We start from the raw sequence: 26,291 nt of genomic DNA, 5'->3' as shown, positions 1-26,291 counted from the left end.
CATGCGTCATGCTTCCTATGCTTTGTTGCTCGCCCTCGGACTCACCGCCACCGCCCATGGAGCCGCGTACGCGGCCGACGCCCCGGCCGAGGAGGCGCTCAAGCATGCCAAGGCGCTGCTGGACAAGGTGCCGCTGGTGGATGGCCATAACGATCTGCCGTGGACCATACGCGAGGACAAAGCCCATCCGATGGACGTGGATGCCTATGACCTGCGCAAGCTGAACGGCCAGCAGACCGACTTGCCGCGCCTGAAGGAAGGCCGCGTGGCGGTGCAGTTCTGGAGCGTGTTCGTGCCCGGCGAATTGAAGCAGGGCTGGGCGCGCACCCAGCTGGAGCAGATCGACCTGGCCAAGCGCATGATCGCGCGCTACCCCGAGCGCCTGGTGCTGGCCACCCGCAGCACCGACATCGCCAAGGCCCGCAAGGCAGGCAAGTTGGCCAGCTTCCTCGGCATGGAGGGCGGCCACGTCATCGAGAACAGCCTGGGCGCGCTGCGCGCCTATTACGACCTGGGCGCCCGCTACATGACCTTGACCCACAACGTGACCCTGGACTGGGCCGACGCCGCCCTCGACCAGCCGCGCAACAAGGGCCTGAGCCCCTTCGGCAAGGAAGTGGTGCGCGAGATGAACCGCCTCGGCATGCTGGTGGACCTGAGCCACACCAGCCCGGACGTGATGCGCCAGGCGCTCGACATCAGCGAGGCGCCGGTGATCTTTTCCCATTCCAGCGCCCGCGCGCTGGTGGACCATCCGCGCAACGTGCCGGACGACGTGCTGGCCCGCATGGCGGCCAACGGCGGCGTGGTGATGGTGACCTTCGTGCCGGCCTTCGTCTCCACCGACTACATGCGCTGGAAGGACGGCCTGATCGCGCGCACCCGCACCATGGAGCGCGACAGCCCGGCCTACAAGGTGGTGGAGGCGGCCTACATCAGGCAGGCCGGCCCGGCGCCGAAAACCACGCTGCAGCAGGTGGCCGACCATATCGACCACGTGGCCAAGGTGGCCGGCGTGGACCACGTCGGCATCGCGGCCGATTTCGACGGCGGCGCCACCACCGAGGGCTTGCATGACGTGTCCACCTACCCGGTGCTGTTCGCCGAACTGATACAGCGCGGCTGGAAAGACGCCGACCTGGCCAAGTTGGCCGGGGGCAATATCATCCGCGCCCTGGCCAAGGCCGAACAGGTCGCCGCCCGCCTGCAGAAAGAGCGCGCCCCCTCCATCGCCGGCCTGCCGGCAAAATAGTGATCGTTCGGGGTGGTTTGATTCTTGCTTGTAACCTGGTATTGAATCAGAGCACCCCAAGATGGCACCCAAGCGACAATCAGCGCCCCCGGCGCGCAATCTACGTATCGTGGTGGTTCAGGCTGCCGACGCGGCAACGCGCGCGCACGCCCTGAACGCCGGCCTGCAGGAGGCGGGCTACGAGATCGTCGCCTCCCTTCCCGCCGACATGCATCTGCCCGAGCAGATCGCCCTGCTGCAGCCCGACATGATCATCATCGACGCCGAATCGGACGCGCGCGACGTGCTCGAGCACATCGTCATCGCCACCCGCGACGAGCGCCGCCCCATCGTCATGTTTACCGAGGACGACGCCCCTTCCAGCATGGAAGCCGCGATGGCGGCCGGCGTGTCGGCCTATATCGTGGCCGGCCTGCAGGCCGAGCGCATCAAGCCGGTGCTGAACGTGGCGCTGGCGCGCTTCAAGCAGGAGCAGAAGCTGCTCGCGGAACTGGACGACACCCGCCACAAGCTGGCCGAGCGCAAGGTGATCGACCGCGCCAAGGGGCTGCTGATGACGCGCCACGGCATGACCGAGGACGCGGCTTACCAGAAGCTGCGCAGCATGGCCATGAACAAGAATTTGAAGCTTGCCGAGATCGCCCAGCGCATCCTCGATGTCGAGGATTTGCTGGGGTAATTTTGGTGCATGCACCAGCGTGGTGCATTTTTGTAGAGGAAAAGAGCGATGACGAAGCATGCGGCACCGGAAAAGCAAGTGGTCAGGATCGGGTTCAACCCGCTGACCGACTGCGCCTCCGTGATCATGGCTGCGGTGCTGGGCTTTGATGAAAAATACGGCATCAAGATCGTGCCGAGCAAGGAATCGTCGTGGGCCGGCGTGCGCGACAAGCTGCTTACCGGGGAACTGGACGCGGCGCACTCGCTGTACGGCATGGTGTACGGCACCCAGCTGGGCATCGGCTGGCAAAAGCGCGACATGGCCATCCTGATGAATCTGAACCGCAACGGCCAGGCCATCACCTTGTCGCGCCGGCTGGCCGAGCAGGGCGCGGTGGACGGCGCCTCGCTGGCCGCGCTGATGCAAAGCGCGCCGCGCACCTACACCTTCGCCCAGACCTTCCCCACCGGCACCCACGCCATGTGGCTGTATTACTGGATGGCGGCGCACGGCATCGACCCGATGCGCCACGCGCGCGTGATCACGGTGCCGCCGGCGCAGATGGTGTCCAACCTGGGCGCCGGCCACATGGACGGCTTTTGCGCCGGCGAGCCCTGGGGGCACCGCGCCGTGATGGACGGCATCGGCATCACCGCCGCCACCAGCCAGCAGATCTGGCCCGAGCACCCGGAAAAGGTGCTGGCCACTTCGGCCGAATTCGCGCGCACGCATCCCAACACCTGCCGCGCGGTGATCGCCGCCGTGCTGGAGGCCAGCCGCTGGATAGACGCCAGCGCCGCCAACCGCATGGCCATGGCCGAGATCATCTCGGCCGTGCCCTACGTGAACACCAGCAAGGACGTGATCTGCCAGCGCATCCTGGGCCACTACCAGGACGGCCTGGGCAAGAGCTGGGAGGACGCCCACCCGCTGCGCTTCCACCACGAGGGCGCGGTGAATTTCCCTTACCTGTCGGACGGCATGTGGTTCATGACCCAGCAACGGCGCTGGGGCCTGCTCAAGGCCGATCCCGACTACCTGGCCGTGGCCAGCGCAGTACACCAGATAAACCTATACCGCGAAGCAGCGGAAATGACGGAGACACCCGTGCCGCAAGGCGTCCTGCGCAGCTCCACACTGATGGATGGCAAACAGTGGAATGGCAGCGACCCGGAACGCTATGCGGCGTCCTTCAGCATCAGGCAGTAGTAGAAACCGACCAAGAGGGTGCAGATGGCAAATTACGGAGCGGCCGCCCTGGCCACCAAGAACGAAGCGCCCGCGCTGTCGGGCGAAGTATTCGGCGCTTTGATCAATCTTTCCGGCTGGCGGCGCTTCACGTCGCAGCGCCTGGTGTTATACGCGGTGCTGGCCGGGCAGGGCCAGGAAAACGCCGCCGCCACCGCGCGCGAGGCGCTGGCGCTGTTCCGCGGCGCGCACCAGGCGCTGGTGGAAGGCAGCGACACCGTGCCGGGCATCTTCTGTCCCGAGCTGGAGGAAGTCTATTTCGGCCGCGCCGGCGGCGACCGCCAGATCCGCGAATTCATGGACCTGGCAGAGCGCACCCTGCGGGCCTGCGAGGACGAATCGCGCGGCGCCCCGGCGCTGCTGGCGCAGCTGGTCGAAATGACAACCCCGGTGCTGGCGCTGCTGAACCAGATCACCGCCATCTATGAAGAGCAGTCCAAAAAGCACGCGCTGCAGATGAAAAAGCAGCTGCGCGGCGTGATCACGGAAATTGAAACCATCGCCAAGCAGGCCAAGATGGTGGCCTTCAACGCGCGCATCGTGGCGGCGCGGGCCGGTTTCGCCGGGCGCGAGTTCGCCGTGGTGGCGGGCGTACTGTCCAACATCACCGGCGAAATCGACGACATGGTGAAAACGGCGCTGGACACGGCCAGCGCATAAAGCGCAAGCGTACGCAACACGAGGAGCTGTCATGAGCAAGCAAGGCAAAGTCACCCTGGTGGGCGCCGGTCCCGGTGACCCGGAACTGCTCACCGTCAAGGCCGCCAAGGCCATCGCCGCGGCCGACGTGCTGCTGGTGGACGACCTGGTGAACCCGGACATCCTGGCCGGCGCCGCGCCGCACGCGCGCGTGGTCCAGGTGGGCAAGCGCGGCGGCTGCCAGTCCACGCCGCAGGAATTCATCGAGCGCCTGATGATCGCCGAAGCGCGCGCCGGCCACAGCGTGGTGCGCCTGAAGGGCGGCGACCCCTACCTGTTCGGGCGCGGCGGCGAGGAGCGCGCGCAGCTGCTGGCGCACGGCATACAAGTGGAGGTGGTGCCCGGCATCAGCAGCGGCCTGGCCGCGCCGTCCAGCATCGGCATTCCGCTCACGCACCGCAGCTGGAGCCAGGGCGCGGTGTTCGTCACTGGCCACGGCAAGGACGCCGGGTCGGAGCCGAACTGGCCGGCGCTGGCGCAGAGCGGCCTGACCCTGGTGATTTATATGGGCGTGGCGCGCTGCGCCGCAATACAGGCCGGCCTGATGGCGGGCGGCGCCCGCGCGGACACGCCGGTGGCGGTGGTGCAGTCGGCCACCCGCGACGCGCAGCGCCAGCTGATCACCACCCTGGGCGAACTGCCGCAGGCGCTGGCCGCCAGCGGCCTGGGCAGCCCCAGCATCATCGTGGTGGGCGACGTGGTGCGCTGCGCCGACGCCTGGGGCGCACAGGATGGTGCACAGGGTGGTGCACGTTCGCGCGCACCATCGGAGTGCGCTGTTGCACCGCAATATGCCACCGGCACCCTGAATTAATTCGATACAGAACTAAAACCGGGCCTGCTGCCCCGGTAAACGCCCTGGCCTGTCTGGCACGCCTCTTGCAAAGGATAAGGACAGGATCAATGGCGATCCCCCAAACAAATGCGCTGGTCTAACGATGGACTGGCAGGACAACGGCGTCCGCCCAGCTTGATGTTAGATCAAGGCTGCGCGGACGCTTTTTTGTTTTCTAGACGGGATAAAAAAATGGCCAGCAAAGCTACCAGCATCAAGCTCTTCACGATCTCCACGCCGCCGATGCGCGCCTTCCACCTGACCTGGATGGCGTTCTTCATCTGCTTCTTCGCCTGGTTCGCCTGCGCGCCGCTGATGCCGGTTATTAAAGGAGAGTTTGGCCTGACGATGGCGCAGATCGCCAACATCAACATCGCCGCAGTGGCCATCACCATCGTCGTGCGCCTGATCATCGGCCCGCTGTGCGACCATTTCGGCCCGCGCAAAGCCTATACCGGCCTGCTGCTGCTGGGCGCGATCCCGGTGCTGGGCGTGGCCGCGGCGCAGAGCTACGAAAGCTTTTTATTTTTCCGTTTGCTGATCGGCGCGGTGGGCGCCAGCTTCGTCATCACCCAGTACCACACCTCGGTGATGTTCGGGCCGAACGTGGTGGGCACCGCCAACGCGGCAGCCGCAGGCTGGGGCAATGCCGGCGGCGGCGCGGCGCAAGCGCTGATGCCGCTGCTGATGGCCGCCATGATCATGCTGGGCGTGGGCGAGAAGTTCGGCTGGCGCGCCGCCCTGGTGGTGCCGGGCGTGCTGATGCTCATCATGGCCGTGGTCTACTACAAATTCACGCAGGACTGCCCGCAAGGTAACTACAGCGAGCTGCGCGCCGCCGGCATCGCCATCGAAGGCGGAAAAAAAGGCGGCTGGGACAGCTTCAAGCTGGCCGCCACCAACTACCGCGTGTGGCTGCTGTTCGTCACCTACGGCGCCTGCTTCGGCGTGGAGATCTTCATCCACAACATCGCCGCCGTCTACTACGTGGACCACTTCAAACTGTCGCTGGGCCAGGCCGGCATGGCCGCCGGCAGCTTCGGCCTGCTGGCGCTGTTCGCCCGCGCCCTGGGCGGCTGGGTATCCGACAAGGCCGCCATGCGCGGCACCCTGAACAGCCGCGTCACGCTGCTGTTCATCATGATGATCGGCGAAGGCGTGGGCCTGCTGTGGTTCGCCAACGCCGACAGCGTCGCCTTCGCGGTGATCGCCATGCTGGTGTTCGGCCTGTTCACCCACATGGCCTGCGGCGCCACCTACGCGCTGGTGCCGTTCGTCGACAAGCGCGCCCTGGGCGGCGTGGCCGGCATCATCGGCGCGGGCGGCAACGTCGGCGCGGTGGCGGCGGGCTTCCTGATGAAGGGCATGGGCGGCGACGTGCAGCAAACCCTGAGCGTCCTCGGCGTGCTGGTCGCGGCATCGGCGGTGTGTGCCATCGCTGCGCGCTTCGGCACCGAGGCGGTTGAAGAGTCGGCCCTGGCCGCAGCTTAAGAATCTAGGAGCAAAGCAATGAACATCATCGTCATCGGCCACGGCATGGTAGGCCACAAGTTCCTCGAAAGCCTGGCCACCCATGGCGGCAACGCCAAGTTGAACGTGACCATCCTGTGCGAAGAGCCGCGTCCCGCCTACGACCGCGTGCACCTGTCCGAATTCTTCGCCGGGAAAAGCGCCGAAGACCTGTCGCTGGTCAAGCCCGGCTTCTTCGACCGCGACGACATGGTGCTGCGCCTGAATGCGCGCGCCACGCAGATCGATGCGGCCGCCAAGACCGTCACCACCAGCGATGGCGAAGTGCTCAGCTACGACAAGCTGGTGATCGCCACCGGCTCCTTCCCCTTCGTGCCGCCGCTGCCGGGCAAGGAGCGCAAGGACTGCTTCGTCTACCGCACCATCGAAGACCTGGAAGCCATGCTCGAATGCGGCAAGCGCTCCAGGACCGGCGTGGTGATCGGCGGCGGCCTGCTGGGCCTGGAATGCGCCAAGGCGCTGCGCGACATGAACCTGGACACCCACGTGGTCGAATTCTCGCCGCGCCTGATGGCGGTGCAGGTCGACGACGGAGGCGCGCGCGTGCTGCGCTCCAAGATCGAAGCGCTGGGCGTGACCGTGCACACGGCCAAGAACACCACCGCCATCGTCGACGGCGTGGACGGCACCCACCGCATGCAGTTCGCCGACGGCAGCCACCTGGACGCCGACATGATCGTGTTCTCGGCCGGTATCCGCCCGCGCGACATGCTGGCCAAGGAAAGCGGCCTGGAAGTGGGCCCGCGCGGCGGCATCGTCATCGACAACAACTGCATGACATCGGACCGCGACATCTACGCCATCGGCGAATGCGCGCTGTGGGGCGGCATGATCTACGGCCTGGTGGCCCCGGGCTACGAAATGGCGCGCGTGGCGGCCAAGCACCTGCTGGGCGAAGCGGCCGAGTTCACCGGCGCCGACATGAGCACCAAGCTGAAACTGATGGGCGTGGACGTGGCCTCCATCGGCGACCCGCACGGCAAGGAAGAAGGCAGCCGCGTGTACCAGTTCATGGACGAGCGCAAGCAGATCTACAAGAAGATCGTGGTGTCGAGCTGCGGCCGCTACCTGCTGGGCGGCGTGATGGTGGGCGACGCCAGCGAATACGGCACCCTGCTGCAGATGATGCTCAACAAGATCGAACTGCCGGAATCGCCGGAGTTCCTGATCCTGCCGCAGTCGGACGGCAAGGCCAAGCCCGGCCTGGGCGTGGACGCGCTGCCGGACGGCGCCCAGATCTGCTCCTGCAACGACGTCTCGAAAGGCGCAATCTGCGCCGCCGTCGGCGACGGCGCCACCAGCATCGGCGCGCTGAAGTCGTGCACCAAGGCCGGCACCGCCTGCGGCGGCTGCGTGCCGCTGGTGACGCAGGTGATGAAGGCCGAAATGAAGAAGCTGGGCATGGACGTCAACAACCACGTCTGCGAACACTTCGCCTACTCGCGCCAGGAGCTGTACCACCTGATCCGCGTCGGCCAGATCCGCACCTTCGACGCGCTGCTGGCGCAGCACGGCAAGGGCCTCGGCTGCGACGTGTGCAAACCGCTGGCCGCCAGCATCCTGGCCTCCTGCTGGAACGACTTCGTGCTGAAGAAGGAACACGCCAGCCTGCAGGACACCAACGACTACTTCCTGGGCAACATCCAGAAGGACGGCACCTACTCGGTGGTGCCGCGCATGCCGGGCGGCGAAGTCACGGCGGACGGCCTGATCGCGGTCGGCACCGTGGCCAAGAAATACGGCCTGTACACCAAGATCACCGGCGGCCAGCGGGTCGACCTGTTCGGCGCGCGCGTCGAGCAGTTGCCGCTGATCTGGGAAGAGCTGATCGCGGCCGGCTTCGAAACCGGCCACGCCTACGGCAAATCGCTGCGCACCGTGAAATCCTGCGTCGGCTCCACCTGGTGCCGCTACGGCGTGGACGACAGCGTGGGCCTGGCCATCGAGCTGGAAAACCGCTACAAGGGCCTGCGCACGCCGCACAAGATCAAGTTCGGCGTGTCCGGCTGCACCCGCGAGTGCGCCGAAGCGCAGGGCAAGGACGTCGGCATCATCGCCACCGAAAAGGGCTGGAACCTGTACGTGTGCGGCAACGGCGGCATGAAGCCGCGCCACGCCGAGCTGATCGCGTCCGACCTGGACAAGGCCACGCTGGTGCGGTACATCGACCGCTTCCTGATGTTCTACACCCGCACCGCCGACCGCCTGCAGCGCACCAGCACCTGGCGCGACAACCTGGAAGGCGGCCTGGATTACCTGAAGGACGTGGTCATCAAGGACAAGCTGAACATCGCCGCCGAGCTGGAAGCCGAAATGCAGAACGTGGTCGACACCTACGAGTGCGAGTGGAAAGTGGCCGTCTCCGACCCGGAAACGCGCAAGCGCTTCCGCCACTTCGTCAACAGCGAGCAGGCCGACCCGAACGTCATCTTCATGGAAGAACGCGGCCAGATCCGCCCTGCCACGCTGGAAGAGCGCAAGGCCGTCGTCATCCCGATCAAAGTAGCTTGAGGAGAACCACCATGCACCGCGATATCCAAAACGACCGCTGGACCGCCGTCTGCGCGCTGGACGACATCGTACCGAACACCGGCGTGTGCGCGCTGCTGCAGGGCGAGGCCGTGGCCGTGTTCCACGTGAACGACGGCGAGCAGCGCGTGTTCGCGATCCAGAACTACGACCCGAACTCGCAGGCTTCCGTGCTGTCGCGCGGCCTGGTCGGCAACCTGGGCGAACGCATCGTGGTCGCCTCGCCGATCTACAAGCACCATTTCGACCTGCAGACCGGCGAATGCCTGGAAGCGCCGGAACACTCGGTGTCGACCTATCCGGCCCGCATCGACGGCGGCAAAGTCTGGGTGGGTGCGTAATGAAACCCGCACTGGTCGTCATCGGCAACGGCATGGCGGGCATGCGCACCGTCGAAGAGCTGCACAAGCTGGCGCCGGAGCTGTACGACATCACCGTGTTCGGCGCCGAGCCATACGGTAACTACAACCGCATCCTGCTGTCGCCGGTGCTGGCGGGCGAGAAGACGGTGGACGACATCATGCTGCACACCCGCGAGTGGTACGAGACGCACAACATCACGCTGCACGCCGGCGACCCGGTGGTGCACATCGACCGCCGCAAACGCATCGTGCGCGCGCAGTCCGGCAAGGAAGTGCATTACGACCGCCTGCTGCTGGCCACCGGCTCCAAGCCCTTCATCATCCCGGTGCCGGGCCACCAGCTGCCCGGCGTGATCGCCTTCCGCGACATCCAGGACGTGGAAACCATGCTGGAAGCCTCGCGCAACCACAAGCACGCCGTCGTCATCGGCGGCGGCCTGCTTGGGCTGGAAGCGGCCAACGGCCTGCTGCGCCAGGGCATGCAGGTGACCGTGGTGCACGTCACCGACGCGCTGATGAACCAGCAGCTCGACAAGCCCGCCGCCCAGCTGCTGCAGAAGGCGCTGGAAAACAAGGGCCTGCGCTTCATGCTCAACGCGCAGACCGCCGAGATCGTGGGCCCGGACCGCGTAACGGCGGTGCGCTTCAAGGACGGCAGCGAAATCCCGGCCGACCTGGTGGTGATGACCGCCGGCGTGCGCCCCAACATCGCGCTGGCCAAGGAAGCCGGCCTGCACTGCGACCGCGCCATCGTGGTCGACGACACGCTGCAGACCTACGATCCGCGCGTCTACGCCGTGGGCGAATGCGTGCAGCACCGCAGCGCCACCTTCGGCCTGGTGGCCCCAATCTGGGAACAGGCGCGCGTATGCGGCGCCCACCTGGCCGGCGCAGGCCACCGCCGCTACGTGCAGCAAACCTCCCCCACGCGGCTGAAAGTGACGGGCGTGGACCTGTACTCGGTGGGCGACTTCATCGGCGGCGAAGGCAGCGAAGACCTGGTGCTGCGCGACGCCAAGCGCGGCGTCTACAAGCGCCTGGTGCTGAAGGGCGGCTGCGTCACCGGCGCGGTGCTGTACGGCGACGTGCAGGACGGCCCCTGGTACTACGACCTGATCCAGAACCGCACCGACATCACCCCGATACGCCAGCACCTGCTGTTCGGCCAGGCCCTGTGCGCCGCGTAAATTATTTGGGGTCAGTTCCGGCATCGCGACACGAACTCAGCTTTAGCGTCAGACTACGGTCGAGCCCGTGTCGCAATGCCGGAACTGACCCCGACTAGGAATGGAAATTATCGTGAACCTGTCCCAAGAAAATCTGTCGGTACAAACCACTTGCGCGTACTGCGGCGTCGGCTGCGGCGTGAAGGCCACGCCGCAGGGCGACGGCACGGTTGCCGTGGCCGGCGACCAGGACCATCCGGCCAACCTGGGCAAGCTGTGCGTCAAGGGTTCCGCGCTGGGCGAGACGGTGGGCCTGGACGGGCGCCTGCTGTATCCGCAGGTGCGCGATACACGTGGCTCCGATGCACTGCGCCGCGTGTCCTGGGACGAGGCGCTGGACAAAGTGGCCGACAAATGGCGGTCCGTCATCGCCGAGCACGGCCCGGACGCGGTGGCGCTGTACGTCTCCGGCCAGCTGCTGACGGAAGACTACTACGTTGCCAACAAGCTGATGAAGGGCTACGTCGGCAGCGCCAACATCGACACCAACTCGCGCCTGTGCATGTCGTCCGCCGTGGCCGGCCACAAGCGCGCCTTCGGCGAAGACCTGGTGCCGGTCTGCTACGAGGACCTGGAACTGGCCGACATGATCGTGCTGGTGGGATCCAACATGGCCTGGTGCCATCCCATCCTGTTCCAGCGCATCGCCCGCGAGCGCGAGAAGCGCCCCAATCTGAAACTGGTGGTGGTCGATCCGCGCCGCACCGCCACCTGCGAGCTGGCCGACCTGCACCTGCCCGTCAAGCCGGGCACCGACGTGTGGCTGTTCAACGGCCTGCTCAGCTATCTGTCGCGCATCGGCGCGGTCGATCCCGAATACGTGGCGGCGCACACCAACGGCTTCGAGGCCGCGCTGGCCGCCGCCGAAGTCGATTGCGCCGATCCGGCCGCCGTCGCCAGGGCCTGCAAGATCAGCCTGGGCGCGCTGATGGAGTTCTACGAATCGTTCGCCGGCACCGCCAAGGTCATCACCGCCTTCTCGATGGGCGTGAACCAGTCCTCGGCCGGCACCGACAAGGCCAACAGCATCATCAACTGCCACCTGGTCGGCGGCCGGATCGGCAAGCCGGGCATGGGCCCGTTTTCGATCACCGGCCAGCCCAACGCCATGGGCGGGCGCGAAGTGGGCGGCTTGGCCAATATGCTGGCCGCGCACATGGACCTGGACAATTCCGCGCACCGCGACGCGGTGCAGACCTTCTGGGACTCGCCGCGCATGGCGGACAAGCCGGGCTTGAAGGCGGTGGACCTGTTCGAGGCCATCGAAGCGGGCCGCGTGAAGGCGGTGTGGATCATGGCCACCAATCCGGTGGTCAGCCTGCCGAACGCGGACCAGGTCAAGCGCGCGTTGGCCAAGTGCGAGCTGGTGGTGGCCTCCGACATCATCCTGGGCACCGACACCAATGCTTACGCGGACGTGCTGCTGCCCGCGCTGGGCTGGGGCGAAAAGGACGGCACGGTGACCAATTCCGAGCGCTGCATCTCGCGCCAGCGCGCCTTCCTGCCGGCGCCCGGCGAGGCGCGCGGCGACTGGTGGATCATCTCCCAATTCGCGCAGCGCATGGGCTACGGCGGCTTCGATTTCGGCGCCGTGCACGAAGTGTTCGACGAGCACGCGCGCCTGAGCGCATGGCGCAACAGCGCCGACGACCTGCCGCGCGTGTTCAACATCGGCGGCTTGGCGCACATGAACCACAGCGCTTTCGACACCCTGTCGCCGATCCAGTGGCCGGTGCGCGAGCACGTCGGCGTGGACGGCGGCACGGCGCGCCTGTTCGAGGACGGCCGCTACTCGCACCCGGACGGCAAGGCGCGCTTCATCGCCACCGTGCCGCGCCTGCCGGTGCACCAGGTCGACGAGGACTTCCCGCTGTCGCTGAACACCGGCCGCGTGCGCGACCAGTGGCACACCATGACGCGCACCGGCCGCTCGGCCAAGCTGGCCGACCACGTGCCGGAATCGTTCATCGACATGCACCCGCAGGACGCGCTGATCCACGGCGTGCGCGAAGGCGAACTGGCGCGCGTGACCAGCCAGTGGGGTTCGATGGTGGCGCGCGTGCAGCACGGCGGCGGCATCGCGCGCGGCGGCGTGTTCATTCCCATCCACTGGAGCGGACAGACCTCGTCGGACGCGCGCGTGGGCGGCGTGGTCAACCCGGTGGTCGACCCGGTGTCGGGCGAGCCGGAATTCAAGCACACGCCGGTGCGCATCGAGCAGTTCCGCGTGAGCTGGCATGCCTTCATCCTGAGCCGCACCGAGCTCGATCTGGACAGCGTGGCGCACTGGACCCGCATCCAGGGCAAGGAATTCGCGCGCTACGAACTGGCCGGCCGCAATACCATCGCCGATTTCAGCGACTGGGCGCGCGAGCTGCTGGGCGTGCAGGACCCGGACGCGGACTGGCTGGAGTACGCCGACCGCACCGAGGGCATGTACCGCGCGGTGCACGTGGTGGACGACCGCATCGAGCAGTGCATCTTCCTGTCGCCGCGCCTGGACCTGCCGGCGCGCAGCTGGCTGGCCGGCCTGTTCGCCGAGGGGGAACTGGCGGACGCGGACCGCGCCAGCCTGCTGATCGGCAGCCCGCTGAAGAAGGGCGTGGACGTTGGGCCCACCGTGTGCTCCTGCTTCGGCGTGGGCCGCAACACGATCTGCTCGGCCATCCGCGAGCAGGACCTGAAGTCGCTGCCGGAGGTGACTGCCTGCGTGAAAGCCGGCGGCAACTGCGGCTCCTGCGTGCCGGAGCTGAAAAAACTGCTGGCCGAAACCCGGCTGGAGATGGTCGCCGACGCGCCGGCCTGAGTATGAGCTTGATCTTCGGCGGCAATGTGTAGCTTCGCAGCAAATGTGTTGTGCATCATGATAGGAAATCTGGAAATGTGATAAATTGGCTTATCGCTTAAACGGAGGCCTCTGCAAAGAGACTGAAGCCATGCGCCGGCCAATTGTCATCCTCCCCGCCTGCACGCGGCACATCGGAACCCATCCCGACCACGCCGTGCATTCCAAGTACATCGACGCCGTTGTACAGGGGGCCGACTGCATGCCGCTGATCCTGCCCGCGCTGGGCGCGCACACCGACTTCGACGCCGTTCTCTCGGCCGCCGAGGGCATCATGCTCACCGGCTCGGCCTCCAATCTGCACGCCATCCTGTACGGCCAGGAAGTACTCAACCTCGAACTGCCGCAGGACCGCGCGCGCGACGCCACCACGCTGCCGCTGATACGCGCCGCCATCCAGCGCGGCATCCCGCTGATGGCGATCTGCCGCGGCTTCCAGGAACTGAACGTGGCGCTGGGCGGCACCCTGCACCAGGCGGTGCAGGAAGTGCCGGGCATGCTGGACCACCGCGACAGTCCGCAAGATCCGCTTGAAAAACAGTATGGCCCGGCGCACCGCGTCCTGATCGCGCCGGGCGGCAAACTCGCGCACATCCTCGATGGCGCGCGCGAGATCATGGTCAATTCCCTGCACGGGCAGGGCGTGGACCGTCTCGCTCCAGGGCTGGTGGCGGAAGCCACGGCCGACGACGGGCTGGTGGAAGCCTGCACCGTCGCCACCGCGCCCGGCTTCACGCTGGCGGTGCAGTGGCACCCTGAGTGGCAGGCCACCGCCAACCAGGATTCAATGAAAATGTTCAAAGCCTTCGGGCAGGCATGCCGTACCTACCAGGAACGCATTCCTTAGCTGCGCTCTCATTGCAGTCACGCTGCAGTCCCACGTGCACGGCCCGCGAGCAGCATCCGGCCGTGTCAGATCAAGACTTTAGAGAGCTCATCATGGCAATTCGCGAAAACTTCACCTACACCGATATGGATTTGTGGCTCAATGAAAAACGGGTCACCGAAATTGAATGCCTGGTTCCCGACCTGACCGGGGTCGCCCGTGGAAAAATCCTGCCGCGCGTGAAATTCACGCAGGAGCGCGGCATGCGCATCCCGGAAGCGGTGCTGGGCATGACCGTCACCGGCAACTACCCGACCGACGACGCGGCCTACGACCGCGCCATCTCGGCCACCGACCGCGACATGATCCTGAAGGCCGACCCCACCACCATCACCATGGTGCCGTGGGCCACCGACCCCACCGCGCAGGTGATCCACGACTGCTACTTCGCCGACGGCGCGCTGGTGGATTTCGCCCCGCGCACCGTGCTGCGGCGCGTGCTCAAGCTGTACGCGGAGCGCGGCTGGAAGCCGGTGGTGGCGCCCGAGCTGGAGTTCTACCTGACCGCCAAGAACATCGACCCCGACCTGCCGCTGAAGGCGCCGATAGGCCGCAGCGGCCGCGCCGAAACCAGCCGCCAGATCTACAGCATCGACGCCGTCAACGAGTTCGACCCCCTGTTCGAGGACATCTACGACTACTGCGATCTGATGGGCCTGGACGTGGACACGCTGATCCATGAAATCGGCGCCGGCCAGATGGAGATCAACTTCCTGCACGGCGACCCGCTCGGCCTGGCCGACAAGGTGTTCTTCTTCAAGCGCACCCTGCGCGAGGCCGCGCTCAAGCACGACATGTACGCCACCTTCATGGCCAAGCCCATGGCCGGCGAACCCGGGTCGGCCATGCACGTGCACCAGAGCGTGGTGGACGTGAAGAGCGGCCGCAACATCTTCAGCAACGACGACGGCTCGCCGGCCACGGTCTTCAAGCACTACATCGGCGGCCTGCAGCGCTACATGCCGTCGGCCATGGCCATCGTGGCGCCGTACGTGAACTCCTACCGCCGCCTGGTGCGCCACACCGCCGCGCCGATCAACATCCAGTGGGGCGTGGACAACCGCACGGTGGGCTTCCGCGTACCCGAATCCGGCGTGCAGGACCGCCGCGTGGAAAACCGCATCATCGGCGCGGACGCCAATCCCTACCTGGCGCTGGCCGTCACGCTGGCCTGCGGCTACCTCGGCATGACCGAGCAGCTCGAACCCACGCCCGCCACCACCGGCAGCGCCTACGACATGAAGTACGAGCTGCCGCAGGGCCTGCCGGAAGCGCTGGCCGCGCTGCGCAAGGAGGACAAGCTGCGCGCCGTGCTGGGCGACCGCTTCATCGACGTCTACGCCGCCATCAAGGACGTGGAGCACCAGGAGTTCATGAAGGTCATCAGCCCCTGGGAACGCGAACACCTGCTGCTGCACGTTTGAGAGGGGCGCCATCATGACGGACACGAAAACCATCCAGCAGCAGGACCACGCCCATTACCTGCACCCCTTCACCGACCACAAGGCGCTGGGCGAGAAGGGCGTGCGCGTGATGGTGCGCGGCGAAGGCATCTACCTGTGGGACTCGGAAGGCAACAAGATCCTGGACGGCATGTCCGGGCTGTGGTGCGTGGCGGTGGGCTATGGCCGCACCAGCATCTCCAAGGCAGTGTATGAGCAGATGGAGACGCTGCCGTTCTATAACAGCTTCTTCAACACCACCAACGTGCCGGCGGTGCAGCTGGCGGCGCGCCTGTCGCAGCTGGCGCCGGCAGGCTTCAACCGCGTGTTCTTCACCGGTTCCGGCTCGGAGGCCAACGACACCAATGTGCGCATGGTGCGGCGCTACTGGGACCTGCTGGGCTTCAAGGAGCGCCACGTCATCATCAGCCGCCACAACTCCTACCACGGCAGCACCATGGCGGGCGCCTCGCTGGGCGGCATGAGCGGCATGCACGAGCAGGGCGGCCTGCCGATTCCCGGCATCGTCCATATCGGCCAGCCCAACTACTACGACGACGGCGTCGGGCTCACGCCGGACGAATTCGGCCTGCGCGCGGCCTCCTGGCTGGAAGCGAAAATACTGGAGGTGGGACCGGACAAGGTGGCCGCCTTCATCGGCGAGCCGGTGCAGGGCGCCGGCGGCGTCATCATCCCGCCGGACAGCTACTGGCCCGAAATCCGCCGCATCTGCGACAAATACGGCATCCTGCTGATCGCCGACGAGGTCATCACCGGCTTCGGGCGGCTGGGGCGCTGGTTCGCCTCCGAGCCGTTCAAGCCGGACCTGATCACCTTCGCCAAGGGCGTCACCTCGGGCTACGTGCCGCTGGGCGGGGTGCTGGTGAGCGACCGCGTGGCCGACGTGCTGATAGCGCAGGGCGGCGACTTCAATCACGGCTTCACCTATTCCGGCCACCCGGTGGCCTGCGCGGCGGCGCTGGAGAACCTGCGCATCCTCGAGGAGGAGGGGCTGGTCGGGCGCGTGGCCAACGACACCGGGCCGTACCTGAAGCAGGCCTTCGGCGCGCTGGCCGGTCATCCGCTGGTCGGCTCGGCCGAGTCCTGCGGCTTCGTGGCGGGGCTCAACCTGGTCAAGCGCAAGGCGGAAAACGTGCACTACCAGGTGCGCTTCGACCCGGCGCTGGGCGTGGGCATGCTGTGCCGGGCGCACATGTTCAACACCGGCATCATCATGCGCGCCGTGGGCGACCGCATGATCATCGCCCCGCCGCTGGTGATGACGCGCGCGCAAATCGACGAGATGGTGTCGCTGATCCGCCGCGCACTGGACCTGACCCTGGAAGAAGTGCAGGCAAAGGGTTACTTGTAACCGCATTTTGGTAGTCTTCCTCGATATGCTGCATTTATAATCACGTCTCTTGCCGTGCGGCTTGGCCGCGCGCGCGCATCCCGATTAAGATTATCAATTCGCCAATATGACGACAGTCCAACCCGCCGATGCTGGCCAGCCTTTCCTGTTAATCCGCAACCTGGTCAAGGATTTTGACGGCATGCGCGCCGTAAACGATGTGTCGGTGACGATCAACAAGGGCGAAATCTTCGCCCTGCTGGGCAGTTCGGGCTGCGGCAAATCGACCCTGCTGCGCATGCTGGCCGGCTTCGAAACGCCAACCTCGGGCGCCATCACGCTGGGCGGCAAGGACATCGTCAGCACCCCGCCGTACGAGCGCCCCATCAACATGATGTTCCAGTCCTATGCGCTGTTCCCGCACCTCTCGGTGTGGGACAACATCGCCTTCGGCCTGCGCCGCGACGGCCTGCCCGCGCAGGAAGTGGCCGCGCGCGTGGACCACATGCTGTCGCTGGTGCAGCTGACCTCCTACGGCAAGCGCAAGCCGCACCAGCTGTCCGGCGGCCAGCAGCAGCGCGTGGCGCTGGCGCGCAGCCTGGCCAAGCGCCCGCAGCTGCTGCTGCTGGACGAGCCGCTCGGCGCGCTGGACAAGAAGCTGCGCGAGCAGACCCAGGTCGAGCTGGTGAACATCATCGAGCAGGTCGGCGTGACCTGCGTGATGGTCACGCACGACCAGGACGAAGCCATGAGCATGGCCACCCGCATCGCCATCATGAGCGAAGGCCGCATCCTGCAGGTGGGCGCGCCGGGCGAAATCTACGAAACCCCGAACTGCCGCTTCGTGGCCGACTTCATCGGCTCGGTCAACCTGTTCGAAGGCCGCGTCACCGAAGACCAGCCCGGCTACGTGGTCATCGAATCGGAGGAGACCAGCCACTACGTCAGCCACGGCATCACCGGCACCGACGACATGGAAGTGAGCGTGGCGGTGCGGCCCGAGAAGATCGTGCTGCAGCCGGGCGCGCCCACCATGTCGCAGCGCGCCAAGGTGGAAGAGCACGGCCACAACTGCGTGCAGGGCGTGATCGCGGCGGTGTCCTACTTCGGCAACGAAACCCACTACCAGGTGAAGCTGGACAGCGGCATGCAGCTCAAGGTGGCGCGCACCAACTCGGCCCGCCACGCCGAAGCCCGCCTGCAGCGCGAGCAGCGCGTGCACGCGTGGTGGGACGGCAGCGACGTCGTCGTGCTGACCCGCTGACCGCAGGGACGAGTTATGTTCAAGTTCCTCAAAGACCTGCTGACGCTGCGCTGGCTGAGCGGCCGCAGCGCCGTGATCGCCGTGCCCTACCTGTGGCTTATCTGCGCCTTCCTGATCCCCTTCCTGATCGTGGCGCGCATCAGCTTCACCGAAGTGGACGCCGGCAATCCCTTCGGCACCCTGGCCACCTATGCCGACGGCGTCGTCGACATCAAGATCAAGGTGTCGAACTACCTGTTCATCGCGGCCGACGAGCTGTATGTGCTGACCTATCTCAGCTCGCTCAAGTACGCCGCCATCACCACCGCCTGCTGCCTGCTGATCGGCTATCCGTTCGCCTACTTCATGGCGCGCGCGCGGCCTTCGCTGCGCCCGGTGCTGCTGATGATGGTGATGCTGCCGTTCTGGACCTCCTTCCTGCTGCGCATCTACGCGTGGAAGGGCATCCTGGCCAACCAGGGCATCCTGAACAACTTCCTGATGTCCATCGGCGCCATCCAGGAGCCGCTGCACATGATGAACACCTCGTTCTCGCTGGTGGTCGGCATGGTGTACGCCTACCTGCCGTTCATGATACTGCCGCTGTACACCAACCTGGCCAAGATGGACCTGCGCTTCCTGGAGGCGGCGGCCGACCTGGGCGCCACGCCGTGGCAGGCGTTCTGGCGCATCACCGTGCCGCTGTCGAAGTCCGGTATCATCGCCGGCGCCATGCTGGTGTTCATTCCCGCCGTGGGCGAGTACGTCATCCCCGAGCTGCTGGGCGGCCCGGAAACGCTGATGATAGGCCGCGTGCTGTGGGACGAATTCTTTACCAATAACGACTGGCCGATGGCGTCCTCCGTCACCGTGGTGGTCATTCTGCTGATCCTGGTGCCGATGGCTATCCTCAACAAACACCAGGCCGAGCAGCGCGAAGGAGACCGCAAATGACGCAACAGCAGAAGGGCTCCCTGATTCCGCGCTGGTTCGGCCGCGGCTGGCTTTCGCTCGGCTACCTGTTCCTCTACCTGCCGATTATCGTGCTGGTGGTGTTCTCGTTTAACAGCTCGCGCCAGGACATGGTGTGGAGCGGCTTCTCCACCCAGTGGTACGGCGAGTTGCTGAACGACGCCGAGATCATCGCCGGCTTCGGCCTGTCGCTGCGCATCGCCTTCCTGACGGCCTGCTCCTCGGTGGTGCTGGGCACGTTCGCCGCGTTCGTGCTGAACCGCTACAGCCGCTTCGCCGGCCGCACCCTGTTCTCGGCCATGACCAGCGCGCCGCTGGTGATGCCGGAGGTGATCATCGGCCTGTCGCTGCTGCTGATGCTGGTGTCGGTGCAGAAGATGTTCGGCTTCCCCGAGCGCGGCCTGGCCACCATCTGGATCGGCCATACCCTGCTCGGCATGGCCTACGCCACCGTGGTGGTGCAATCGCGCCTGCAGGAGATGAGCAAGTCGCTGGAAGAGGCCGCCATGGACCTGGGCTGCCGTCCATACCAGGTGTTCTTCCTGGTGACCCTGCCCAACATCAAGCAGGCGCTGGCCTCGGCCTGGCTGCTGACGTTCACCCTGTCGCTGGACGATGTGGTGCTGTCGGCCTTCCTGTCCGGTCCCGGCTCGACCACCATGCCGCTGGTGATCTTCTCGCGCGCCCGCCTCGGCCTGGACCCGCGCGTGAACGCCGTGGCCGCGCTGACCATCCTGGTGGTGACGGTGGCGGTGATCGCCTCCAGCGTCTACATGGCGCGCGCCCAGCGCGCACGAATGAAACAAGTCTCCGCCGCCGGCAAGGCGTAAAATCATGGGGCGCCCCGATCGGCGCCCCACGACAAGGAGCACAGCATGGCAGACGCACTTTGGCACGAGCGCGCACTTGCGCTGAACATCGACGGCCGCGCCTTCATCAACGGTGAGCGCGCCTGGTCCCGCACCGGGCAGCAGTTCGACAAACATTCCCCCATCGATGGCCGCAAGCTGGCCGCCGTGGCCCGCTGCGGCGCGCCCGACGTGGACGCGGCCGTGCAGGCCGCCCGCGCCGCCTTCGAGGACGGCCGCTGGGCCGGCATGCCGCCCGCCAGACGCAAGCGCGTGCTGATCCGCTTTGCGGACCTGGTCCAGCAGAACGCCGCCGAACTGGCGCTGCTGGAAACGCTGGACATGGGCAAGCCGATCAAATACAGCCAGAGCGTGGACGTGGGCTCGGCCGCCAACTGCATCCGCTGGTACGGCGAGGCGGTGGACAAGGTGTACGACGAAATCGCCCCCACCGCCAGCAGCAGCCTGGCGCTGATCACGCGCGAACCGGTCGGGGTGGTGGGCGCCATCATCCCGTGGAACTACCCGATGATCATGGCCGCGTGGAAGATCGCCCCGGCGCTCGCGGCGGGCAACAGCGTGGTGCTGAAACCGTCCGAGAAGGCGCCGCTGACCTCATTGCGGCTGGCCGAACTGGCGCTGCAGGCGGGCATTCCGGCCGGCGTGTTCAGCGTGCTGCCCGGCTACGGCAACGAGGCCGGCAGCGCGCTGGCGCTGCACATGGACGTCGATTGCATCGCCTTCACCGGCTCCACCCGGGTGGGCAAGCAGATCATGCAGATGGCGGGGCAGTCGAACCTGAAGCGGGCCTGGACCGAGCTCGGCGGCAAGTCCGCCAACATCGTCTGCGCCGACTGCCCGGACCTGGACGCGGCGGTGGCTGCGGCGGTCGGCTCCATCTATTTCAACCAGGGCGAGAGCTGCAACGCGCCGTCGCGGCTGTTCGTGGAAGAGTCGATCAAGGACGCGTTCATCGAGAAGGCGCTGGCCATGGTGCCGCGCTACCAGCCGGGCGACCCGCTGGACGAAGCCACCGTGATGGGCGCCATCGTGGACGAAGTGCAGATGAAAACGGTGCTGGGCTATATCGAGGCCGGCAAGGCCGGCGGCGCGCGGCTGCTGGCGGGGGGCATGCGGGAGCGCGCGCAAAGCGGCGGCTACTACGTGGCGCCCACGCTGTTCGACCAGGTCGACAGTGGCATGAAGATCGCGCAGGAAGAGATATTCGGACCGGTGCTGTCGGTGCTCAGCTTCACGGACGTGCAGGACGCCGTGAAGCAGGCCAACGCCACGCCCTACGGGCTGCAGGCGGCGGTGTGGAGCGCCAACATGAGCAAGGCGATCCAGGTGGCGCGGGCCTTAAGGGCCGGCACCGTGCACGTGAACCAGTACGACGGCGACGACATCACCGTGCCCTTCGGCGGCTACAAACAGTCCGGCAACGGCCGCGACAAATCGCTGCACGCGTTCGACAAGTACACCGAGTTGAAGACCACCTGGATACAGATCGGTTGAAGACAAAGGGGCCTGGCGGCCCCTTTGTCGTTAGAAGCAGTGCTCCAGCGCCGGGAAGGAGCCATCCTTGACGGCAGTCACATAGGCGCTGACCGCCGCATCGATGCTGGTCTGGCCTTCCATGAAATTCTTCACGAAGCGCGCTTTGCGGCCCGGGAACACGCCCAGCAGGTCGTGCATCACCAGCACCTGGCCCGAGCAGTCCGGACCCGCGCCGATGCCGATGGTCGGCATCGTCAGCAGCTCGGTCACTTCCTTGCCCAGCTGGGTAGGAATCGCCTCCAGCACCACCATGGCCGCGCCGGCGGCCTGCAGCTTCAGCGCGTCGGCCTTCAGCATCTCGGCGCTCTCGATGGTCTTGCCCTGCACCTTGTAGCCGCCCAACTGGTGCACCGACTGCGGCGTCAGGCCCAGGTGCGCGCACACCGGCACCGAGCGCTCGGTGAGGAACTTCACGGTCTCGGCCAGCCAGGCGCCGCCCTCGATCTTCACCATGTGCGCGCCGGCCTGCATCAGCTTGACCGCGTTGTCGAACGCCTGCTGCGGATTGGCGTAGGTACCGAACGGCATGTCGGCCAGCACCAGCGCCGACTTGTTGCCGCGCGCGACAGCCCTGGTGTGGTAAGCCACTTCGTCCAGCGTCACCGGCAGCGTCGAGTCCAGCCCGTTGCAGACCATGCCCAGCGAATCGCCGATCAGCAGCACTTCCACGCCGCAGCGGTCCATCAGCGAAGCGAAGCTCGCGTCATAGCAGGTCAGCATGGTGATCTTGTCGCCGGCGGCTTTGCGCGCGTTCAGCGCGGGGATGGTGACCGCCTTTTGCGCCACGGGTTTTGCCGGCGCTGCCGCCGGAGCCGCTGCAGTGTTTGCACCAGCGGCCGGCACAGGAGCGCTGCCCGCCATTTCGTTTCCTTGCAAATAACCAGACATGGGTGTTCCTCAAGTAGTGTGACCGGAGATGGCGCCAGTGTAATCCCTGCCGCCAAACCGCGTATTCTACCCGCGAACGAACTTTCTTTTCAGCGTGGGATTCCGAAATAGACGGCGGCCACTATTTGCCCGCGATTTGCCCACTACTTGCCGACGAAGAGGAAGGCCACGGCCGCCATGATGCAGCCGAACGCCGCCAGGTGCCGCCAGCTCACCGGCTCGCCCAGCACGGTCACCATGAAAACGCCGAACACGATCAGCGCAATGGCCTCCTGCGTCACCTTCAGTTGCCCCGCGCTCCAGCCGCTGGCAAAGCCGATCCGGTTGGCCGGCACCGCCAGGCAGTACTCCACGAACGCGATGGCCCAGCTGATCATGATGACCGTGAACAGCGGCTTGTTCATCCCGCCCTTCAAATGCCAGTACCACGCGACGGTCATGAAAATGTTGGAAGCGGCGAGCAGCAGGAGTGTTTGCATGGAATTTACAGCCGGGTGATGGCCTGGTCGGCGACGGCCGATTCGAAGCAGCGGGCCGGGACGCGGCCGGGGATGGCGATGTTGCCGGCGATTTCCAGCAGCGGCACGATGACGAAGGCGCGTTCGCACATGCGCGGGTGCGGCACGGTCAGCTCCGGGCTGTTGATCTGCTGCCGGCCGTAGAGCAGCAGGTCCAGGTCCAGCGTGCGCGGGGCGTTATGGTAGGGGCGCTCGCGGCCGTGGGCCTGCTCGATGCCTTGCAGCGCCTGCAGCAGCGCTTGCGCGCCCAGTTCCGTTTCCAGGCAGGCGACGGCGTTGATGTAGTCGTCGCCGCTGGAGTCGACCGGGGCGGTGCGGTACAGCGAGGAGACGGCGCTCACGGTGCAGCCGGGCAGGGCGCGCAGGCGCGCGATGGCGTCCTGCACGTTGGCCTGCGCGTCGCCCAGGTTGGCGCCGATGCCGATGTAGGCGGTGGTGCTCATGGTGCTCATGGTGCCCATGGCGCTCAGGACTGCGCTCATTCGCCGTCGCTGCCGCCGCCGTTGCCGGTGTCCGCGCCGGCTGGGGCGCGGCTGCGCGGCGCGCGCGGGGCGCGTGCGCGTGGCGGACGGGGCTCGCGCGGTTCACGCGGCGCGGCCACGCCTTCGGCCTCGCCGCCTGCGCCGCCGGCGCTGGCGCCGTGGCCAGCGCCGGCCGTGCTGCTGTCGGCGTAGCTGTCGCTGCCGCCGGCGTCGGCGCCTTCGCCCTTGCTACGGCCGCCGCGGCGCGGCGGACGCTTGCGTTTCGCGCCGGCGGCAGCGCCGCCGGTGTGGCTCAAACCGGCCACCAGCTGTTCGCGCTCGGTTTCGTCGCCGTCGTAGAAGGCGGTCCACCATTCGCCCAGCTCGGCGTCGATCTCGCCCGAGGCGCAGCGCAGCAGCAGGAAGTCGTAGCCGGCGCGGAAGCGCAGGTGCTCCAGCAGCTTGTACGGGTTCTTGCCGGTGCGGCGCTCGAAGCGCGGCTGCATCGACCAGATGTCGCGCATGTCCGAGCCGATCTTGCGCTGCAGCGCCAGTTTTTCGGTCTGCGAGTCCAGCACGTCGTCCGCCGCCAGGTGCAGCGCGGGGATGGGGAATTCACCGGCGGCCTTGTAGGCGTTCCACTTCTCCAGCACCTGGTGCCACAGCAGCGACGCGAACAGGAAGCCCGGCGACACGGTCTTGCCGGCGTGGATGCGCTTGTCGGTCGAGTCCAGCGCCAGGGTCACGAACTTCACGCCCAGCGGCTGCTCCAGCACCACGTCCAGCAGCGGCAGCAGGCCGTGGTGCAGGCCTTCCTTGCGCAACTGCAGCAGGCAGGCCAGCGCCTGGCCGGACATCAAGAGCTTGAGCATCTCGTCGAACACGCGCGCCGGCGGCACGTTGTTGATCAGCGGCGCCATGATGGTGATCGGCTCGCGCGTGCCGGGCTCGATCTGGAAGCCCAGCTTGGCCGCGAAACGCGTCACGCGCAGCATGCGCACCGGGTCTTCGCGGTAGCGCGCCTCCGGCACGCCGATGATGCGCAGCGTCCTGGCGCGGATGTCCTCGATGCCGCCGTGGTAGTCCCACACTTCCTCGTTGGCCGGGTTGTAGTACATGGCGTTGATGGTGAAGTCGCGCCGCTCGGCGTCCTCCGCCATGCTGCCGAAGGTGTTGTCGCGCAGGACGCGGCCATGTTCATCCTTGGGCGCGTTCTCGATCGACGGGCCGCGGAAGGTGGTCACCTCCAGCAGGTCCTGGCCGAACATCACGTGCACGATCTGGAAGCGCTTGCCGATGATGAAGGCGCGCCGGAACAGGCGTTTCACCTGCTCGGGCGTGGCGTCGGTGGCGATGTCGAAGTCTTTCGGCTTCACGCCCAGCAGCAGGTCGCGCACCGCGCCGCCCACCACGAAGGCCTGGTAGCCGGCTTCCTGCAGGGTGCTGGTCACGCGCACGGCGTTGGAGGACAGCAGGCGCGGGTCGATGCCGTGCTGGTTGGCGCCAAGGACCACCGGGACACTGGTGTCTCGTGCGGGGGCTTCTTTGACGCCGAGGATTTTGCGGATCAATTTCTTAATCATTGAATATATTTATCGTTGGCCAGCCTTTTTCGGCGGCGTGGCTGGTCAGTGCGGCGTTTGGATTGGTGGCCACCGGGTGGGTGACGACCGACATCAGCGGGATGTCGTTGTGCGAGTCGCTGTAGAAGTGCACGGTGTCGAAGTCTTCCAGGCGCTTGCCCAGTTTTTCGAGCCAGGCCTTGGTGTGCACCACTTTGCCGTGGCCCTGGGTTGGCGTGCCCACCAGTTTGCCGGTGATGCTGCCGTCGGCCGCCACTTCCGGCATGGCCGCGATCAGGTGCTCGATGCCCAGCGCCTGGGCGATGGGCGCGGTGACGAAGTGGTTGGTGGCGGTGACGATGGCCACCAGGTCGCCGGCGTCCAGGTGCTTTTGCAGCAGCGCGCGGGCCGACGGGCGGATCGCCGGGGCGATCACTTCGCGCATGAACTGCGCGTGCATTTCGTCCAGTTTGGCGCGCGGGAAGCCGGCCAGGGTGCCGAGCGAGAATTCCAGGTACTCCACCGGGTCCAGCGTGCCGGCCTGGTACTGCTCGAAGAAGGCCTGGTTGCGGGCCGCGAAGGCCTCGGCGTCGACGGCGCCGATGCGGCACAGGAATTGGCCCCATTCGTAGTCCGAATCGATGGGCAACAGGGTGTGGTCGAGGTCAAACAGGGCCAGATTCATCATTCTTTCGCTTCCGCCTGCAGCCACTCGCGCAACAGCGGCAGGGTAATGGGACGTTGGGTTTCAAGGGAATATTGGTCTAGCGCGTCCAGCATTTCCGACAGCGAGCGCATGTCGCGCCGGTAATGCGAAAGCAAATAGGGTAACACGCCGGGCGACAGCGTCAACCCGCGGGCCGCCGCCGCCGTGGTCAATGCGGCAACCTTTTCATCGTCGGTCAGGCCGTGCAGGCGGTAGATCAGGCCCCAGCCCATGCGCGTGCGCAGGTCCTCGCGCACCGGCAGCACGGCCGGCGCCACCGCGCCGCTGCACACCATGAAGGCGTTGTTGGCGCGGATCTCGTTGAACAGGGCGAAGGCGTCGATCTGCGCCAGCGGCGACAGCTTTTCGCAGTCGTCCAGCAGGTACAGGTCCACCTCCGGCGAATAGACGAATTCGGACTCGATCGAGAACGGCGAGATGTAGCGCGCCCCTTCCAGGGCGCCGAGCGCCTTCAGGATGTGGCTTTTGCCCGCGCCCATGTCGCCCCACAGGTAGGCGAAATGTTCGCGCGAAGTGCGGCCGGCGAACTCGCGCATCAGCGCGGCCACCTCGGCGTTTTGGCCCACTTCGAAGGAGTCGAGGGTGAGCACAGGCTCGGCGCCCAGGTCCAGCACCAGTTGCTTCATGGCTCGCGCCCCGCAGTTTGCAT

General features: G+C 66.4%; 23 protein-coding genes. 17 read left to right on the top strand and 6 right to left on the bottom strand.

The genetic code is table 11. The features are described from left to right. Position 1: 1 nt before the first annotated feature. The 17 genes from AC56DV_RS07100 (at position 2) to AC56DV_RS07020 (ending at position 21,444) form a co-directional block, all read left to right on the top strand. Entirely contained in the window at positions 2-1,252 is a 1,251-nt protein-coding gene (locus tag AC56DV_RS07100; protein WP_496313586.1) for a dipeptidase, read from the top strand. A gap of 61 nt (positions 1,253-1,313) precedes the next feature. Next, entirely contained in the window at positions 1,314-1,931 is a 618-nt protein-coding gene (locus AC56DV_RS07095; protein ID WP_496313585.1) for an ANTAR domain-containing response regulator, read from the top strand. 48 nt (positions 1,932-1,979) lie between these two features. Continuing rightward, positions 1,980-3,122, top strand: a complete 1,143-nt coding sequence (locus AC56DV_RS07090; protein WP_496313584.1) for a CmpA/NrtA family ABC transporter substrate-binding protein — start codon at positions 1,980-1,982, stop codon at positions 3,120-3,122. A gap of 24 nt (positions 3,123-3,146) precedes the next feature. Continuing rightward, on the top strand, positions 3,147-3,821 hold the full coding sequence (locus AC56DV_RS07085) for a methyl-accepting chemotaxis protein (RefSeq protein ID WP_496313583.1): 675 nt from the start codon (positions 3,147-3,149) through the stop codon (positions 3,819-3,821). Positions 3,822-3,852: 31 nt separating this feature from the next. Next, positions 3,853-4,674 (top strand): uroporphyrinogen-III C-methyltransferase, encoded by an 822-nt coding sequence (gene cobA, locus AC56DV_RS07080; protein WP_496313582.1) that lies wholly within the window; start codon positions 3,853-3,855, stop codon positions 4,672-4,674. 213 nt (positions 4,675-4,887) lie between these two features. Continuing rightward, entirely contained in the window at positions 4,888-6,186 is a 1,299-nt protein-coding gene (locus AC56DV_RS07075) for an MFS transporter (protein ID WP_496313581.1), read from the top strand. 18 nt (positions 6,187-6,204) lie between these two features. Further along, the gene (gene nirB / locus AC56DV_RS07070) at positions 6,205-8,736 is read left to right on the top strand and encodes a nitrite reductase large subunit NirB (RefSeq protein ID WP_496313580.1); all 2,532 of its coding nucleotides are present in this window, start codon (positions 6,205-6,207) and stop codon (positions 8,734-8,736) included. An 11-nt stretch (positions 8,737-8,747) separates the two neighbouring features. Continuing rightward, positions 8,748-9,095: a nitrite reductase small subunit NirD gene (nirD, locus tag AC56DV_RS07065; protein ID WP_496313579.1), complete on the top strand. Its 348-nt coding sequence runs from the start codon at positions 8,748-8,750 to the stop codon at positions 9,093-9,095. After that, on the top strand, positions 9,095-10,303 hold the full coding sequence (locus tag AC56DV_RS07060) for an NAD(P)/FAD-dependent oxidoreductase (RefSeq protein WP_496313578.1): 1,209 nt from the start codon (positions 9,095-9,097) through the stop codon (positions 10,301-10,303). The genes nirD and AC56DV_RS07060 overlap by 1 nt, the downstream gene beginning before the upstream one ends. Before the next feature lie 112 nt (positions 10,304-10,415). Further along, on the top strand, positions 10,416-13,148 hold the full coding sequence (locus AC56DV_RS07055; RefSeq protein ID WP_496313577.1) for a molybdopterin-dependent oxidoreductase: 2,733 nt from the start codon (positions 10,416-10,418) through the stop codon (positions 13,146-13,148). Between the two features lie 130 nt (positions 13,149-13,278). After that, a complete protein-coding gene (locus tag AC56DV_RS07050) occupies positions 13,279-14,034 on the top strand; it encodes a gamma-glutamyl-gamma-aminobutyrate hydrolase family protein (RefSeq protein ID WP_496313576.1) in 756 nt (251 codons plus the stop codon). A 92-nt stretch (positions 14,035-14,126) separates the two neighbouring features. Continuing rightward, positions 14,127-15,497, top strand: a complete 1,371-nt coding sequence (locus tag AC56DV_RS07045; protein WP_496313575.1) for a glutamine synthetase family protein — start codon at positions 14,127-14,129, stop codon at positions 15,495-15,497. A 13-nt stretch (positions 15,498-15,510) separates the two neighbouring features. Beyond that, positions 15,511-16,887, top strand: coding sequence for an aspartate aminotransferase family protein (locus tag AC56DV_RS07040; protein WP_496313574.1), 1,377 nt, complete (start codon positions 15,511-15,513; stop codon positions 16,885-16,887). A 106-nt stretch (positions 16,888-16,993) separates the two neighbouring features. Further along, positions 16,994-18,130, top strand: coding sequence for an ABC transporter ATP-binding protein (locus AC56DV_RS07035; protein ID WP_496313573.1), 1,137 nt, complete (start codon positions 16,994-16,996; stop codon positions 18,128-18,130). Between the two features lie 15 nt (positions 18,131-18,145). Continuing rightward, positions 18,146-19,063: an ABC transporter permease subunit gene (locus AC56DV_RS07030; protein WP_496313572.1), complete on the top strand. Its 918-nt coding sequence runs from the start codon at positions 18,146-18,148 to the stop codon at positions 19,061-19,063. Next, positions 19,060-19,911, top strand: a complete 852-nt coding sequence (locus AC56DV_RS07025; RefSeq protein WP_496313571.1) for an ABC transporter permease — start codon at positions 19,060-19,062, stop codon at positions 19,909-19,911. The genes AC56DV_RS07030 and AC56DV_RS07025 overlap by 4 nt, the downstream gene beginning before the upstream one ends. Positions 19,912-19,956: 45 nt before the next feature. Further along, positions 19,957-21,444 (top strand): aldehyde dehydrogenase, encoded by a 1,488-nt coding sequence (locus tag AC56DV_RS07020; protein ID WP_496313570.1) that lies wholly within the window; start codon positions 19,957-19,959, stop codon positions 21,442-21,444. 30 nt (positions 21,445-21,474) lie between these two features. Here the strand turns inward: AC56DV_RS07020 and panB are convergent, their stop codons facing one another. From panB to hda, 6 genes are all read right to left on the bottom strand, one after another. After that, positions 21,475-22,347, bottom strand: coding sequence for a 3-methyl-2-oxobutanoate hydroxymethyltransferase (panB, locus tag AC56DV_RS07015; RefSeq protein WP_496313838.1), 873 nt, complete (start codon positions 22,345-22,347; stop codon positions 21,475-21,477). A 170-nt stretch (positions 22,348-22,517) separates the two neighbouring features. Further along, on the bottom strand, positions 22,518-22,853 hold the full coding sequence (locus AC56DV_RS07010; protein WP_496313569.1) for a DMT family protein: 336 nt from the start codon (positions 22,851-22,853) through the stop codon (positions 22,518-22,520). A 5-nt stretch (positions 22,854-22,858) separates the two neighbouring features. Then, entirely contained in the window at positions 22,859-23,374 is a 516-nt protein-coding gene (folK, locus tag AC56DV_RS07005; protein ID WP_496313568.1) for a 2-amino-4-hydroxy-6-hydroxymethyldihydropteridine diphosphokinase, read from the bottom strand. Next, a complete protein-coding gene (gene pcnB, locus AC56DV_RS07000) occupies positions 23,371-24,936 on the bottom strand; it encodes a polynucleotide adenylyltransferase PcnB (RefSeq protein ID WP_496313567.1) in 1,566 nt (521 codons plus the stop codon). The genes folK and pcnB overlap by 4 nt, the downstream gene beginning before the upstream one ends. Beyond that, entirely contained in the window at positions 24,929-25,600 is a 672-nt protein-coding gene (locus AC56DV_RS06995) for a histidinol-phosphatase (RefSeq protein ID WP_496313837.1), read from the bottom strand. Before AC56DV_RS06995 ends, pcnB begins: the two co-directional genes overlap by 8 nt. Next, positions 25,600-26,268 (bottom strand): DnaA regulatory inactivator Hda, encoded by a 669-nt coding sequence (gene hda / locus AC56DV_RS06990; RefSeq protein WP_496313566.1) that lies wholly within the window; start codon positions 26,266-26,268, stop codon positions 25,600-25,602. Before hda ends, AC56DV_RS06995 begins: the two co-directional genes overlap by 1 nt. Positions 26,269-26,291: the final 23 nt, after the last annotated feature.

Source organism: Massilia sp. BGA-UO-ETr-WB1 (genome assembly GCF_059567845.1).
This window is presented reverse-complemented; position numbering and strand designations above follow the sequence as displayed.